The 16,051-nt window shown below is 39.6% G+C and carries 14 protein-coding genes; 7 read left to right on the top strand and 7 right to left on the bottom strand.

The genetic code is table 11. The annotated features are described in order from the left end of the window. The first annotated feature begins 53 nt into the window (after positions 1–53). The 7 genes from ACOQO1_RS11780 (at position 54) to ACOQO1_RS11750 (ending at position 6,343) form a co-directional block, all read left to right on the top strand. Complete coding sequence (locus ACOQO1_RS11780) at positions 54–710, top strand: hypothetical protein (RefSeq protein WP_420603077.1); 657 nt, start codon at positions 54–56, stop codon at positions 708–710. A gap of 14 nt (positions 711–724) precedes the next feature. Beyond that, the gene (locus ACOQO1_RS11775; RefSeq protein WP_420603076.1) at positions 725–1,378 is read left to right on the top strand and encodes a hypothetical protein; all 654 of its coding nucleotides are present in this window, start codon (positions 725–727) and stop codon (positions 1,376–1,378) included. Positions 1,379–1,574: 196 nt separating this feature from the next. Further along, a complete protein-coding gene (locus ACOQO1_RS11770) occupies positions 1,575–3,908 on the top strand; it encodes a TonB-dependent receptor (RefSeq protein ID WP_420603075.1) in 2,334 nt (777 codons plus the stop codon). 16 nt (positions 3,909–3,924) lie between these two features. Further along, on the top strand, positions 3,925–4,758 hold the full coding sequence (locus ACOQO1_RS11765; protein WP_420603074.1) for a head GIN domain-containing protein: 834 nt from the start codon (positions 3,925–3,927) through the stop codon (positions 4,756–4,758). A 39-nt stretch (positions 4,759–4,797) separates the two neighbouring features. Further along, on the top strand, positions 4,798–5,088 hold the full coding sequence (locus ACOQO1_RS11760; protein WP_420603073.1) for a DUF6958 family protein: 291 nt from the start codon (positions 4,798–4,800) through the stop codon (positions 5,086–5,088). Between the two features lie 81 nt (positions 5,089–5,169). Then, positions 5,170–5,769 (top strand): DUF4202 domain-containing protein, encoded by a 600-nt coding sequence (locus ACOQO1_RS11755; RefSeq protein WP_420603072.1) that lies wholly within the window; start codon positions 5,170–5,172, stop codon positions 5,767–5,769. Then, positions 5,756–6,343, top strand: a complete 588-nt coding sequence (locus tag ACOQO1_RS11750) for a precorrin-2 dehydrogenase/sirohydrochlorin ferrochelatase family protein (protein WP_420603071.1) — start codon at positions 5,756–5,758, stop codon at positions 6,341–6,343. Before ACOQO1_RS11755 ends, ACOQO1_RS11750 begins: the two co-directional genes overlap by 14 nt. 58 nt (positions 6,344–6,401) lie before the next feature. Here ACOQO1_RS11750 and ACOQO1_RS11745 read toward each other — a convergent pair whose 3' ends face one another. The 7 genes from ACOQO1_RS11745 to ACOQO1_RS11715 form a co-directional block, all read right to left on the bottom strand. Then, complete coding sequence (locus tag ACOQO1_RS11745; RefSeq protein ID WP_420603070.1) at positions 6,402–7,154, bottom strand: LytR/AlgR family response regulator transcription factor; 753 nt, start codon at positions 7,152–7,154, stop codon at positions 6,402–6,404. A gap of 633 nt (positions 7,155–7,787) precedes the next feature. Beyond that, positions 7,788–8,000, bottom strand: coding sequence for a hypothetical protein (locus tag ACOQO1_RS11740; protein WP_420603069.1), 213 nt, complete (start codon positions 7,998–8,000; stop codon positions 7,788–7,790). Between the two features lie 233 nt (positions 8,001–8,233). After that, a complete protein-coding gene (locus ACOQO1_RS11735) occupies positions 8,234–8,908 on the bottom strand; it encodes a hypothetical protein (RefSeq protein ID WP_420603068.1) in 675 nt (224 codons plus the stop codon). A gap of 261 nt (positions 8,909–9,169) precedes the next feature. Next, on the bottom strand, positions 9,170–9,556 hold the full coding sequence (locus ACOQO1_RS11730) for a hypothetical protein (RefSeq protein WP_420603067.1): 387 nt from the start codon (positions 9,554–9,556) through the stop codon (positions 9,170–9,172). A 271-nt stretch (positions 9,557–9,827) separates the two neighbouring features. Continuing rightward, the gene (locus tag ACOQO1_RS11725; RefSeq protein WP_420603066.1) at positions 9,828–10,841 is read right to left on the bottom strand and encodes a dienelactone hydrolase family protein; all 1,014 of its coding nucleotides are present in this window, start codon (positions 10,839–10,841) and stop codon (positions 9,828–9,830) included. A gap of 22 nt (positions 10,842–10,863) precedes the next feature. Beyond that, the gene (locus ACOQO1_RS11720; protein ID WP_420603065.1) at positions 10,864–11,808 is read right to left on the bottom strand and encodes a type IX secretion system membrane protein PorP/SprF; all 945 of its coding nucleotides are present in this window, start codon (positions 11,806–11,808) and stop codon (positions 10,864–10,866) included. 17 nt (positions 11,809–11,825) lie between these two features. Next, the gene (locus tag ACOQO1_RS11715) at positions 11,826–15,611 is read right to left on the bottom strand and encodes a T9SS type B sorting domain-containing protein (RefSeq protein ID WP_420603064.1); all 3,786 of its coding nucleotides are present in this window, start codon (positions 15,609–15,611) and stop codon (positions 11,826–11,828) included. Between the last annotated feature and the right edge of the window lie 440 nt (positions 15,612–16,051).

Raw genomic sequence — 16,051 nt, 5'->3', positions numbered from 1 at the left:
GCAACCTTTTACAAATGCACTTGTCTTTAAATCAGCAACCTTATCAAAAAACGATGAATCGGAACAAATTACTGTTAATTCTGCTGGCCTTTACCAGCTTTACTTGGGCGCAAACGGAGGAAGAAGGCGACTTTATTGAATTTAATGACCGAAGAAATGTGGTCCACGGAGTCTACCTTGGATTGAGTACCTACTTTGGAGAAATTGACAGCAAAGACACTTATATAGGGAGTTTAAAAGTGGCTTATGTGGCCAATAGAAAATTTGAAGTTGGATTTGTGGGGTCCGTTCTTTACTCCGAGCAGGATAACCCATTGACCACCAATGAAGATCTACTTGCAGCCTATGGCGGGTTGCACCTGGAGCCTATTCTTTTCAGTAAGTCGGCGGTAAACCTCTCCTTTCCCATACTTATCGGAGCTGGAGGTGTTGGATATTTGGGGAATAATTTTGATGATAGGATTGACGAAAATATTGATGAAGATGATATTGATGCCATTTTTGTCCTGGAACCGGGGATGAGCATTCTTTTTAATGTATCCAGATATCTTCAACTGGAAGCGGGAGTGAAGTACCGTTTTTCGAGCAAACTGGATTTGGAATTTAATCCATTATCCAGAATCAATGGCTTTTCGGGAGGTATAGGGATTAAAGTAGGGGTGTTTAATATGGGCAGAAATCGGTATAAAAAACATTTACGTAGCGAGTAACAAATCGAAAAACGATGAATCAAAACAAATTATTATTACCGATTTTACTGCTTTTTACATGTATTTCTGCGGCTCAGACTGAAGAGGATGACAATTACATTGAATTTAATGATCGTAGGAATGTGGTGCATGGGGTTTACTTGGGACTCACAACTAGTTTGGGTGAAATTGACGGCAACAGTACCTATTTGGGAAGCTTGAAAGTTGCGTACGTGGCCAACAGGAAATTTGAGGTTGGTTTTGCAGGGGTATTTTTATATTCCGAAAAAGACAACCCCCAAGCCATAAACGAAGATCTTATAGGCGCTTATGGAGGACTACACTTGGAACCCATACTTTTTAGTAAATCATGGGTAAATCTTTCTTTTCCTATGCTTATAGGAGCGGGAGGTGTTGGATATCTAACCGAAGATCGTTTTGACGAAGATTTTTATGAAGAAGATGCTGATGCAGTTTTTGTGGTTGAACCAGGGATGAACATGTTGTTCAACGTATCAAGATATCTACAATTGGAAGTTGGGATGCGCTATAGATTTTCAAGTAATATAGACTTGAGTAGGGATGGACTCAGAAATATAAATGGATTTTCTGCCGGAGTTGGAATTAAAGTTGGGGTGTTTAATATGGGAAGAAACAGATATAAAAAACATTTACGCAATGGACAATAACAAATCAAAAAACGAACGGTTAATCAGCCAGGGCCTAATGGCCAAACACGTATTTTCAAAAAATGGATCAGTTTTTGTACGAAGCTCACAAAACTTAAGAACTGATGAATGGTCGGCAATAAATTTTTATTGGATGCCCATGCTTAAACTTGAAAAAGAGCTTCGCTAAATACCATTCATTAACATCATAAAAAAAATGAAAACCAAAAACCTTTTGTTCTTGGGCCTACTTTTTACTGCCCTGTTTTGTGGAAACGCCCAAGATTTAAAACAAACCGTAAAAGGAAAAGTAACTGACATTGCCACAGGGAGTCCATTGATGGGAGCTACCATTGTTTTACTTGGGTCAGAACCTCAAATTGGTGTTATCACAGATGCTCAGGGCTTCTTTTCCATGGAAAATGTGCCTGTTGGCAGACAATCGTTCACCTGTAGTTATTTAGGTTATGAAGATGCTTCCATTTCAGAAGTTTTGGTTGGTTCTGCAAAAGAAATCAACCTGACGATACGATTAACGGAATCCCTGAACCAATTGGGGGAAGTTGTGGTGCAGGCAAGAAAAGATCAGATTAAGCCCAACAATAAATTGGCAACGGTGAGTGCAAGGTCATTTGGGGTTGAAGAGACCAAGCGCTTTCCGGCAAGTATAAGTGACCCAGGTAGAATGGCACTGTCATTTGCTGGGGTAACCAATACCGACGATACCACTAATGAAATTGTGATTAGAGGTAATGCCCCAAACCAATTGTTGTGGAGAATTGAAGGGGTAGAGGTGCCAGAGCCCAATCATTTTTCCGAAGAGGGCTATTCACCTGGAGCAGTGAGCTTATTAAGCACCAATATGTTGGGCAATTCTGATTTTTTCACAGGAGCTTTTCCAGCGGAATATGGGAATGCCACTTCAGGAGTGTTCGACATCAAACTGAGAAATGGAAATGCGGAGAATACCGAATATGCTTTTCAATTTGGGGTCTTAGGAACTGATTTGGCCGTTGAGGGTCCCTTTTCCAAAAACTATAAGGGATCATACCTGGTCAATTATAGGTATTCAACCTTAACCATTTTGAACAATATTATTGAGGTGTCCGAAGGCTCCGTGCCCACATTTCAGGATCTTGCATTTAAAGTGAACCTGCCACTTGGTGAAAAAACAAACCTTTCCGCATGGGGTATGGGTGGAATCAGTGAGGACAATCAGGATAATGCAGAACAATCCAATCCAAATGTTTTTGAAGATGAGATTTTTGAGTCAAAGACCTATATGGGCGGGATTAATCTGAAGCATTTTTTCAACTCCAATACCTCTTTGGACGGAGCACTTTCTTATTCTGGAAACCGCAGTGACTATATCTTTTCGCTAGATAGTAGAATCAACACAGATTTCTATAGGGAACAGGATATTCTTAGGAACAATGCCATTAGGGTCAGTGCCAACCTAAATCAAAAGTTTAACGCAAAGACCTCGCTTAAAACAGGACTTGTATATAGTAGACTATCCTATGATGTATTGACCGATGAAACCAGGGATACTGATACTGAAGTATTGGTGAATGCAGATGGCAATGGGGCCTTTCTACAGTTTTTTTCGCAGGCTAAATATCGGTTCAATGAAAAATTTTCTACCACTTTTGGGTTGCATGCTTCGTCATTTTCGGTAAACGATGACTTTGTCCTGGAACCTAGGGGAGGGTTTGAGTATAAAATCTCACCAAAACATACACTGAGTGGGGGAGTTGGGCTGCACTCAAGGAGAATGCCACTTAATCAATATTTTATTGAGGTAACAGATGGGCAAGGAGATGTAACCACGCCAAATACAAATCTAGATTTGATGAGGGCTGCGCACTACGTGTTGGGATATGATTGGCGTATTATTAAAAATGGTCATTTAAAGATAGAAGCCTACTACCAGGACCTTACCAAGGTTGCCATTTCGGCAACTCCGGGTTCCACCAATTCTTTTTTGAACGGTCGTTTTATAGAAGAGGAGTTGACAGATTCCGGTAAGGCAAGAAACTATGGGTTGGAGCTTACTTTTGAAAAATTCTTTTCCAACCAATATTACTTTTTGGTGACCAGTTCCCTTTTTGATTCTCAATACAGGGCTGGAGATGGCAATTGGTACAATAGTCGGTACAATGCCAATTACACCTTTAATGTTGTTGGAGGAAAGGAGTTTAAGATGGGCAAGAACAACAACAACATTTTTGGCATCAATGCCAAATTACTGTGGAATGGAGGCAAAAGGGACACTCCAGTGGATTTGGAATTTTTTGACCAAACAGGTCGGGTTAGGTTGATTCAAACTCAAAGAAATACCATTGAACTTGATGATTATTGGAGAATAGATGCCAGCTTTTCGTATCGCATCAACAGGCCCAAGGTGTCACATGTAATTTCATTTGATATACAGAATGTCACCAATAGACTCAATGTGGATGAAACGTTTTTTAATCCACTTACCCGCTCAATCGAAACAGAGTATCAATTGGAACTTTTACCGTTGTTGAACTACAGAATCGAATTTTAATCAAAAAACAAATATCATGACATCAATCAAAAAAATCTTTTATGCTCTTGCAATTGGAGTGTTTGCCACTTCTTGCTCTTATGAAACCATTAGGGTATCCGATGAGGTATCCACAAGGGAATATGATTTTGAAAACATTACGGCGCTTTCAGTTGCTACGGATTTTAAGGCATATGTTACTTTTTCAGAGACTGAAGAAAGTGTTCGAATAAAAGCCAACGACAATCTATTTGGTAAGATCAGGGTTTATCAAGATGGTGGAAGACTTACCGTAAAGCTTAAGAATGTCAACATAAAAGGTAAGGAAACCCTACAGTTGTACATTACCATGAAGGAAATAAGGGATTATAAAGCCTCCTCAGATGCGGCCATTTACTTGGATGACCCGTTGAATGCAAATGATGTTAAAGTGGAGTTGAGCTCCGATGCTTATTTTAAAGGAGACATTACTGCCAATGATTTTGAACTCAGGGGATCTTCAGACAGTACCGCCGATTTGTATGTGGATGCGCCCCGCGTCTATATGAACCTTTCTTCCAGCGCTAAAGTGGAGGGGGAAATGGAATCTCAAGATGCTACCTTTAAATTGACCTCAGACAGTGTTATTGACCTTGTTGGAACAGCGGATAACCTCAAAGCCAACCTGTCTTCAGATAGTAGACTAAAGGATTATGGACTGCAGGTTGAGGATTTAGAGATTTCCCTGTCCTCTGATAGTGATGCCTACCTTACGGTTTCAGAAACCATAGATGTTACTGCCAGCTCAGATGCCAGACTTTTCTATAAAGGAGATGCTGAAGTTGTGAGGCAAGTACTTTCAAGTGATGGAAGGGTTATTAAAAAAGATTGATATAATCTTTTTATCTTCAGTGGGTTAAATTGAAAGGGCATGTCTAAAGAAGAGAAAATAATGACCTTGCACCCTCAAGGAAAGGCGGGGGTGAACATCCTTAAAAGACGTTATGATTTTATCAAGGATTATATTGTAAAAACCATTACTGAGCATGGAACGATCACCTTTGAAAAACTGGGTGATATGGCCATTGAAGAGCTGACCGAAAGTTTTGATGGAAAGGTTTTATGGTATATAGTGACCGTGAAATTGGATTTGGAAGCCCGTGATATTATTGAGCGAATCCCGAAGACCAGTCCGCATCAACTGCGAATGAAAATGGGGTAATGCTATGGTTGCAAAATCTTAAAAAAGGCCAATGGCTTTGCATATATTGCTTTTCTGAATAATTTTAGAAAAACTTACGCCATGGCCATATCCCAAAAACAATCGCACGCTTTTCAACTTTTTGATGCGGCCAATGGGAAAGATCCAAACATAGAAATTTATAAGGGAGAGGAATTTCCAAAAGAATTGCTGTATTCTCTTCGGATGACTGATATGTTGACGAGATTTGCTCCCAATGCTTCTGAAGTATTGCAATTGGCTGCTAGATGTCAGCATATTTGCAGATGGGAAATTCCGCGAGAAAACTATGAAATGGATAGGGTTGGATACCTTAAGTGGAGGGAAGAACTTAAGAAATTCCATGCTCAAAAAGCAGCAAAGCTGTTGAGCCGGGTTGGATATGATCAGGATGTAATCAAGGAAGTAGAGTTTCTTCTATTGAAAAAGAAACTCAAAAAAAATGCGGAGACACAAACTTTGGAAGATGTAGTTTGCTTGGTTTTTTTGCAATATTATTTTGAACCGTTCATAAAAAAGCATTCAGAGGAAAAGCTGTTGGATATACTTCAAAAAACTTGGAGGAAGATGTCTTCACAAGGGCAGATGGCGGCACTTGAACTATCAATTTCTGGAAAGGGTAAGGAATTAATCACTAAAGCTATTGCAGATGGAGCGGAATGAGATGTATCCTATTTTTCTGAAAGCATCCAATCTAAACATACTCATTGTTGGAGGAGGTAATGTGGGTTTGGAAAAACTGTCATTTTTATTGAAGTCCAGTCCAAATGCCAAAGTGCAAATGATAGCTCCCCAGTTTTTGGAGGATACATTATTGTTGGCTAAAAAGCATGGAGTTGAGATCACAAAGAAATCATACCATAAAAAGTTTTTGGAAGGAAAACATATAGTTGTTGCTTGTACGGACAAAGTTGAAATAAATGAAGAGGTTTATAATGATTGTCGTGAGAAGAGTATTTTGGTGAACGTGGCAGACAACCCACCACTTTGTGATTTTTATATGGGAGGCATTGTGACCAAGGGCAATGTTAAGGTCGCGATTTCAACAAATGGAAAATCTCCGACCGTTGCAAAGAGATTACGGCAATTTTTTGAGGATGTGATACCTGAAAATATTGATGATTTAGTTAAAAATCTAAATGAATATAGAAAAACACTTAAAGGTGATTTTGATGAAAAGGTTGAAGCCTTGAATGAGTTTACTAAAAGCTTGGTAAACAAAAACGAGAAAGGCTGAACTGTTGCATCGGACCAAAGAATAATACAAACTCTTTGTTGTTCACCTTAATGCGTGTTTATAAACGTTTCATGGCCTCCATAAGATCGTCTTTTTTTCTTGGGGAGAGGTTAACATGAACATCATTGCTCATAATAATATAACCCCCATCCGACTTTATATATTTTTTTACCTCATTTAAATTGATCACATAGCTATTGTGTACTCTCATAAATTGCTGGTCGGCCAACAGATTTTCATATTCTTTTAAATGCTTGCTCACCAAAAGAGATCTTTTGTTTTTTAATAGAAAAGAGGTGTAGGAACCATCTGCTTTGCACAGAATAATATCTTGTAGGGCAATAAATTCCATACCAGCAGTAGTAGCTAGGCATATTTTTTCTTGTTTGTTGTTCTCCTTCGCCAGAGTTGACATTAGGGTGTCAATTTGTTGTCTATAAACATTGGTGTCCATTCGGTTTCTAGCTTTTTCCACAGCTTGTTGCAATTCATCAAGATCAATAGGTTTTAACAAATAGTCCAAAGAGCTAAATTTTATTGCCTTTATTGCATATTTTTCAAATGCAGTGGTAAAGATAATTTCAAAGCTAGGTTCCTTGATTTGCTCTAAAATATCAAAACCTACACCTGATTGTAGTTCAATATCCAAGAACACGACATCTGGACTACAAACAGAAAGTACTTTAACTGCTTCATCCACGGAACTAGCCATAGCAATCACCTTAACATCTTGGCAAAAGTCTTCAAGTAATGACTTTAAGGTTTCTCTACTGTGCTTTTCATCCTCTATTATTACAACTTTTAAGGTCATAAGGTTGATTTAGGGTTTATTATTTCTGTTTTAAATGTATGGGCAGTTTGTTTTGATTAGGACAATTATATTTAAAATTATGGATGACCGTGCAACTTGCCTTTAGAATAAACTATAAAAGTAATTATTCGGTCAATATTTTTATGAAACACAATGAAATGTATCTTTTTCCTCATATTTTTTTGGAAGAATACTATGGTTGCTATGGCCTTATTTAGTTGGGAACTAAGCATGGAATTCATCAATAATTTAATTTATGAATATTTTTTGTAATGTAATTATGAATTACATTGCTTTTTGTTAGTTATGCCATCCACATGTTTCACATATTTAAATTGAAAAAGACAATAATTTTCTAAAAGTTTAAAATTGCTTTTCTTTTTATCAATCAATTTCTCACGTCAAAATGCCAAATTTATCTATCCAAAATGAGGTAGGGTCTATTTGGAAAGAAATGGCATATTTACTAAATATAGTTAGGGGAACTTATCAGAATCAAGAAGTAAAAACACTTTAATTTTAACTTGAAATCAAAATTGAAAATAGATATATTCAATTAATCAAGCCCTTTTATAATAAGGGGAAAAGTAAAAAATGGATAAAAGGTTTTTAAAATTACATTTTTGGTTTGAATTACATTGATAAAAACTCACCACGTTCTTTCCTTTGAATTGCTTTAGCGCAGCATAACCCCATACTAGCCAGCGGCACAAAAGAACTACTTGCGGTGAGTTTGTCTATATCTAAAGTATTGTATTTGCTAATGCAGAGATTGTTTGGCATGATATGCACAATCTCCGTATTTAGAAAAATCCAAAACATTAAAAAATCCAATGCTATATTCATTACTTCTTTTGGGGTTAATACAAAACTACTTTGCTTAAATCTGGTTTGTATTGACCATTTGATGAACACCCAATTTCAATTGATAGATTGCCCCTGTGGATAGATATGACAAAACCTTGGTGAAAATTAAAGTGGGATTCCTTATAGATAAATCCCACTTTAACAGGTATACATGAACACTAAAATTTTGCAAAAGGCTTTATAAAACCCTTTTAGGGTATAAGGTTTTACTACTAGCCGGCAGATGGCAATTTATTGTTATCTGCGTTTAGAACGGATAATTTATGAGACGGTTTTTGTTTTTGATGTTTTGAGGTAGATTCTTTAAAGTGTCCTTTAAAATCTATGGATGCTATATTACTAAAGTATCCGAGGATATCGTCATAGTTGTTTATGTCTACCCCTGCTTTTTTAAGCCCTTTATAAATAGCAGATTTATCCGTTACCGTTTCCCAATCCCCATATAGTCTTTTATCTCGTGATTTTATGATTAGGATTTTCAACTTGTTCAAATGCCAAGAAGGAACATAAAAATTTGAAACCTCGTCTGCGAGTGATTTAAAAGTGATATACACTTTTCCAACATTTTTATAAACTTTTGCGGAGTATCCAATGGCAATATTGTTTACAGGCAGTTTTTGGCAGGAATCATTAGACTCAAGATAAAAAAGGATGGGACTGTTATGCAGGATTTCCTCGGTAATTTGAGGAACATCCAAGGACAGCGACCAACCGGGTAGTTGATGGCACACGTCAAAAGAAATTAATTCTATGGTATTGGATGCAAAAAAAGAGGACATTTCTCTAATGGACTCGGAAGCTACATAAGACTTGTTCAAAAGATAAATGGGATACCCCATAATTATAGATGCACAAATGAACGTCCAAACGATGATTAACAAATGCATAAGTATTGTGTTAGGTTAACAATTTGGGGTTTTAACTATATGTCTAAATAACAAATTCTTATGGGCTTAAAAGGTGTCAAATGGACAAATGCCTGTTTTTAATTGATGGATGCAGAAGTATAGATGAAGTGTATGTTTTTATAGATGAAATGCACTCCGGGTTCAGGGATTAAATCCAATCTTAATTAAGATCAATAAAAATTGCCTATGTACGGGTTACAGGACATAGGCAATCGCAATCAATGTTTTAAGGATGCTGAGTTATGAATTCAACTCCTTTATTTCATCTAGTTGATCTAATTGTCCAACAACGTTCATAACATCGTAATTGGCAATTCTTCTGGTACTATAATTTCTCTTAATATGATTTACATAAGAATGAATTTCCAGAGTATAGTAGTTTTCCAATTCAAAAATGGAATCTTCAATGGTTTCTGTACTCTCGCTTATTTTTCGTTTACCGTATGACCGGGCATGATATACAATTTTGTGGCTGTTGTTTTGTGCATCCACCCATTCTATGGTCACTTCTATAAAATCATCCATTCTTTCCCGTAGCTTGTATGTTGCCTGTTTAGGAATATTGCCAAATTCATATTCTGATTTTACTAAATTCAAAATCCATTTTTCAAGAAAGTTATCTCTCATATTTGTTCAATTAATTTAGGTGTTCTGATTTGGGACCACTTTTGGCCATTACTTGTTTTGATTCTATTTTTTGAGGATGATAGATGTTCCCTTATTTTCATGATTTCCTTGGTTATTTGGAATCATTTATTAGAGATGGATCATTTCTGGCTTATAATTATGCCAGAGGGAACAATGGGTTGAGAGGATGAAGTATATTGTCTGAGAGGCTTATGGTTTTGAAAATATACATTGGGATCCAAACTCCAATTTCATTTATATTATAAAAGTTTCATTTCATATTGAACAGTTGTTTAAACCAATTAATAGTGTTGTTTCGTGCGCGAAGACTTTGTTCTGCCTCATCAGTGTCAAAACCATGACCCACACCTTCATAAAGGTTTAGTTCTACGGGATTCTGCTTTTCAATGAGTAAATCGATCATACAAAGTGCATTTTCTGCTAGGTAACCCTTGGCAGGTATATGAAACTGCATTGGGGCGTATACCTGATAAATGTTATCGGTCATTGCATCATGGTCGCATGGGTTGCCTCCCCAGTAACCATGTCCGTAAACCCCTCCGTAGTAAAAAACTCCGCCCTTAAAACCTCCATCAAAGGGTATCTCAGGTGGAGCTCTTACGCCATCAGCTTCGGTATATTCTTTTCCATCATACTTTTGGGTCCATTTCCAGTTTGGAGGTGTGGAACTTGAATCGTAAAGTGTGGCAAAAACAGCACCACCACCATCTGAGAATCCAAGAATACCAATGTCCTTGGGTCTAACTACTTTGCTGCCATCATCAAATGTGAGGTTTCTTAAAAAAGTGAGGGCAGCATTGGCGTACCTAGGTCGAACAAATTGAGTGCTGATTCTAAAAGTTTCAGGAGGAGTATCCCACTTCCCAGATCGTTCAACAGCGCCTGCACCGGTATAGCTGTCCACAAAAGCCCCAACCATACAATTCTCGGAGAGCAGATTTTTCCATTCACGAAATTGACTGGACAACACCCCTCTAGAGGGATTGTCATCTTTCCATAGGCCACCAGACCCATGTTTTACAACAACTGCTGGAAAATCCTTAGCTCCACAGTCTTTGGGGATGGATAGGTAAATTGGTACATTTACATTGTCTACAGAAACATATACAATGGTATCCGTACTACCTGCTAACAGTTGAGCGCCCTTGCTTGGCAGATTGGATAAAGAACCATCATCATCTTTTCCGCAAGCAAAGCAAAAAATGAAAATGGTCAAGATTAAAAGTAGGTTGAGCATGTTGGGTAATTTTGGGTTTAACTTCATTTTCAATGCTTTTTATAGTTCATTAATAAGTACATGTGCAGTTGGAAATACCTTGAAAAAGATCAATCCCTAATGTCAATACATGGGTTCCAGAGGAATATCCCAATATTTCGTTCATAATTACCTGGTAAGAATAACCGAAATAAAAATCTCCCTTCTTCAAACCAATAATTGGGGCAACATAAAGTGGACTTCCAGGTTGATCGTTCAAAAATCGATAAGTGATACCAGCATAGTAGTAATCTAAAAAATCATACCATCGGAATTTCAAATTCATATCGGTCACCGAACGTCCATCACTTTCAAAATATTGAAAGAAAATAGATGGTTCAAATTCGAACTTATCCCTTGGGTGCTTGCGATATTTATAGCCAGCGTATAGGTAATAGTTGCGAAGGGTATTAGGCTCAAAAATAGGATTGAACTTTTTAAAATTTTTGTTGAGAATATTGGAAGCGTTTAAGCTTAGATAGAAACCGTCTCTACGGTATAACGCGCCTACATCAAAATTGGGATTGTTGGATGACCGATCATCCACGATAGCTTCATCGTTGTTCTCATCAAAATTTTCAATGTCAATTCGGAATTGGTTCATGTTAAAGCTTAGGGCAAATGAAAAATAATTGTTCTCATATTTGTCTATGGTCAAATGATGGGCAAAAGAAACCTTTCCTCCTCTCTGCTTGGTTTCCCCATTGGCATCATTATATAATACCATGCCTATCCCAGATCGGTTTCCCAGTCGAACATCGGCAGATAATGACTGGGTATCCGGCGCATCTTGAACTCCTACCCATTGGGTAAGCCCGTTCATGCGGACCTTTACATAATTTCCGATTCCAGCATACGAAGGAGACATTAAAAAGGGATTGTCGGACAAGTACTGTGAGAGTTGCGGAATGGTCAATTCTTGTCCTTTTGTAAAAAGACTTATCAAAAACAGCAAAAAGAAATTTGTTTTCTTCATCTAAATCATTCTTAATTTTATCTGTAAAGCGTAAAGTGTCCTACAAATTCTCGCTCGCTTTCATCATTAAGCTTTACTATGTACCAATAATCACCAGAGGGTAGTGCGCTTCCTTCATAAAGACCATCCCATCCATTGCCCAAGGCTCCCATAATCCGTATCTCCCTACCGTATCTGTCAAAAATGATGGTCTCAATATTGGGAAACCCTTCAATGTTCTTGGGACTCCAAGTATCATTTTGTCCATCGTTGTTCGGCGTAAAGAAGTTGGGGATTTCAATATCCAGAAACTCCAATGCTATGCTTGCAGATGCTTCACAACCATTAGCATCAATAACCCTTACGGTATGCTTTCCGTTTTCAGTTATATAAAGGACATTATCATTGATTCCTGAATGATTGTCGAGGAAATATGTATACGTTTCAGTGCCTCCTGTCACCGTTGCCGTAATTTCATTGATGTTGGTGTTGACCAAACTGAGTTGCAATGGAGTATTACCATCAATTTTAAATGGAATACCCTGCAAACTACCGTTGCTATGCAATATGTATAGGAAGTGCTCACCTGGATTAATATTGGAAAAATCAGGATTGATGACAAAATCAGAAGGGTTGGTGGAATCCAGGGCATAAAGTACATTAGAAGCCACTGAAGAGTCTTGCAGCTTTACCAATATCGAATTTGAACCATCGCAGTTGTATATGGGTTCAATAGTTGCATTTAAATTGGGGTCATTTATTAAGATTTCAAAGGTTTCTTCACAGCCTTGTGCATCAACAATGTTTAGGACATGGTTGCCAGAAGTAAGGCCATCAATTATGAAAGTATCATGATTAAAGACCATTTCTGGCAAACCGTTTAATCTTACCCTGTACGGGGCTAGCCCGTTGCTTTCTGAAATGGTCACCCTACCATTTTCCTCATCAATATCTGCATAGAATACAGTTTGACTTAGTGCAATCAATTGCTGAATTTGTATGGAGTTGCCCCCTCCATCGGTCACAGCGTAGGTGCGTGTAATGGTCTCTGGATTGAATCCGCCATCGGAAACATCAGAAACATGGGTGACTGTGGGTATGCCACAATTATCCGTTACCCCTGTGACTATATTAGGGTCAGGCGCAGGAAGCTCCTCACAAAATAAATTTATCTGTGGAAGGTTGTCTGCTGTCGGAGGTTCATTGTCCTCTATGGTGACGGTAAAGCTCTGCTGGTCGGAGCATCCGTTGGCGGTCTCGTCCCAGATGTATACTGTTGTCGTGGCGTTGAGGACCTGGTTGGCGGCTATGGTGCTCCCGCCCCCGGCGGGCCCACCGGCAGCGTCGTAGAATGTTGGGCCCACCAGGTCGGTCCCCGTCACGTTGATGCTGGAGAGGTCGTAGGAGTCACATGCGGTGACGTTGGAAACGGGGTCTATGTCCGGGGTGTCCTCTATGGTGACGGTAAAGCTCTGCTGGTCGGAGCATCCGTTGGCGGTCTCGTCCCAGATGTATACTGTTGTCGTGGCGTTGAGGACCTGGTTGGCGGCTATGGTGCTCCCGCCCCCGGCGGGCCCACCGGCAGCGTCGTAGAATGTTGGGCCCACCAGGTCGGTCCCCGTCACGTTGATGCTGGAGAGGTCGTAGGAGTCACATGCGGTGACGTTGGAAACGGGGTCTATGTCCGGGGTGTCCTCTATGGTGACGGTAAAGCTCTGCTGGTCGGAGCATCCGTTGGCGGTCTCGTCCCAGATGTATACTGTTGTCGTGGCGTTGAGGACCTGGTTGGCGGCTATGGTGCTCCCGCCCCCGGCGGGCCCACCGGCAGCGTCGTAGAATGTTGGGCCCACCAGGTCGGTCCCCGTCACGTTGATGCTGGAGAGGTCGTAGGAGTCACATGCGGTGACGTTGGAAACGGGGTCTATGTCCGGGGTGTCCTCTATGGTGACGGTAAAGCTCTGCTGGTCGGAGCATCCGTTGGCGGTCTCGTCCCAGATGTATACTGTTGTCGTGGCGTTGAGGACCTGGTTGGCGGCTATGGTGCTCCCGCCCCCGGCGGGCCCACCGGCAGCGTCGTAGAATGTTGGGCCCACCAGGTCGGTCCCCGTCACGTTGATGCTGGAGAGGTCGTAGGAGTCACATGCGGTGACGTTGGAAACGGGGTCTATGTCCGGGGTGCTATCTACATAACCAATTGTAAAAAACTCATTATGCAAAAAATCGATACCGTCAAAATATACATTGCCAGCCATGTCTATACTTGTAGCATCAATCATGGTTATTGTGCCAGTAGTGAAATCTCCATCAGGTTCTGAGGGATCACCATTATCGGTATCTATCAAAAGTTTTATATTACAATTGCCATTGTCAAGGATATTGGAACCTGAGAGGTCAACACGCATACTCACATTTGAGATCGGTGCTCTTCCACCAGTAGTACTTTTTTGTATTTTCCATTCACGTATGATTCTGTAATCGATGCCGGAGGGGAGCTCGGAATTGGTTTGGTCAAGACTGCTATTGGTATTATCATTGCTTGCCCAGAGTAAATAATTATGGTCATGGGACGAGCCGTCACCATCAATGGTGGTTCTGGATAAATCAAGGTTATCTGTGCTAAAATCATTGTTTGTGGACATAGTGACAACAGCGCTTGAATTGACACTTTTGGAAATACGCTGATCTATATTGTAGCGCAATCCAACCGTATTGTCATCATCGAACCGATCTACCCCAATTCCAGCAATATTATATTTGTATGTGTTTTCAGATTGCCAAATGGTAGTGCCATCTGCTGCCAAGTAATTGTAGCTGTCATTGCCATCTATACTGCCCAATACATTGCCTCCAGTGTTAAGAGTAATGCCATATTTAACGGCCAAATAACTTTCTGCTCTTTGCCTGTAGGTACTGGTATATGCGCCATCTGCCAATAAAACTTCTGCAATATCACCTGTAAGGTTGTAATTAGAGTTGTTACTATTAAAATGTTTACCCAATCTATTGAATATGTAGAGTTTTTTATCGGCATCAGCATGGCCTCTTGTGATATTGAGATCTTCAATTCCGTTTACATGAGTAATAAAGGTTTCTTCATCGCTATCCTCTATTGACGTTCTAGTAAATGTACCTATGGTTGGTACCCCCAATAGGTCAATACCTCCCTGATAAAAACGACCATCACCATCCATATCGGGATCTCCATCAGTATCATCATTTTTCCAGGTTCTACCGACGGAAAATCGATTTCCATCGGCAATACCAAGGGATAAGTTGGTAGTGGAACTATGATGTACCTCCATATCGCCTCCTAGCAGAAGGCGCTGACTTGCCGCAGTGTTTCCGGCACCCTCGGCCTTGAACACGATGAAAACAGTGATATCTTCTCTTGATACACTTCTAAAGTGAAGCGCTTGCCCATCTCCACTACCATCAAATTGTACCACAGGATTAAAGTTGATATTGTCTGTATTATTTCTGCGTAAAGTGGGCGCTCCCGGAACTGATCCGGTCGGGTCAAGGAACGAAGGAGTGCCATAGGGATTTCCATTTTGAGTAAGGTTTGCAAAACCTATAGGATAAGGGTCGTCATAATCCAAAGGGTCGGCAGGGTGGGGGATAGCATCTTGATTACTAAAGTCAACAAAGTCATACCAAATGTCCACAGGTGTGCCATCAGCAGGAGGGAGCGGAGTCAATAACCACAATTGAGTACCAGGAGGATTGGGTAATGGATCGGGTAATGCTGGATTGTTTACAGCCCTACCTGCCAAAAGCCATGTGTCCACATCTTGGGCATGAGAGTTGGTTGCTGAAAATAGCAAACATATTATTATGGCCAGCTGAAATATATTCTGTTTCGCATTTCGAGATGAAAGTTGACAGGGCTCTTTTTTTGCTTGTGAATAGCAGGTAGGGCGATAGTGTAGAAATGTAGTCATAAGCAAGTAGGTTATACCTGTGTTTTTTATGGGGATAAAAACAAGGTGTTGTTTGGGATATATAAAATAACCTACTAATTAAGGATATGGAAGGGGATAATTTATGGATAGGGGTTTTTAATTGACAAAAAGCCCAATTGAGTTTATGGAGAAAATCTTAGTGTATTGGTTTTGGGGTAGTTGTACACCTATTACGAAGTTTTGGGATTTATATGGGCTTGTCCAAAATTTTGTAATTCTGGGAAGCTTTTGACAGTACTTTGAATAACTCAGCACAATATTGTCCGAGGGTGTGATTAAAAAAAGAAGCCGCCAAGAAAACC

Origin of the sequence: Flagellimonas sp. (genome assembly GCF_965222555.1) — a bacterium.
GTDB lineage: Bacteria > Bacteroidota > Bacteroidia > Flavobacteriales > Flavobacteriaceae > Flagellimonas.
This window is presented reverse-complemented; position numbering and strand designations above follow the sequence as displayed.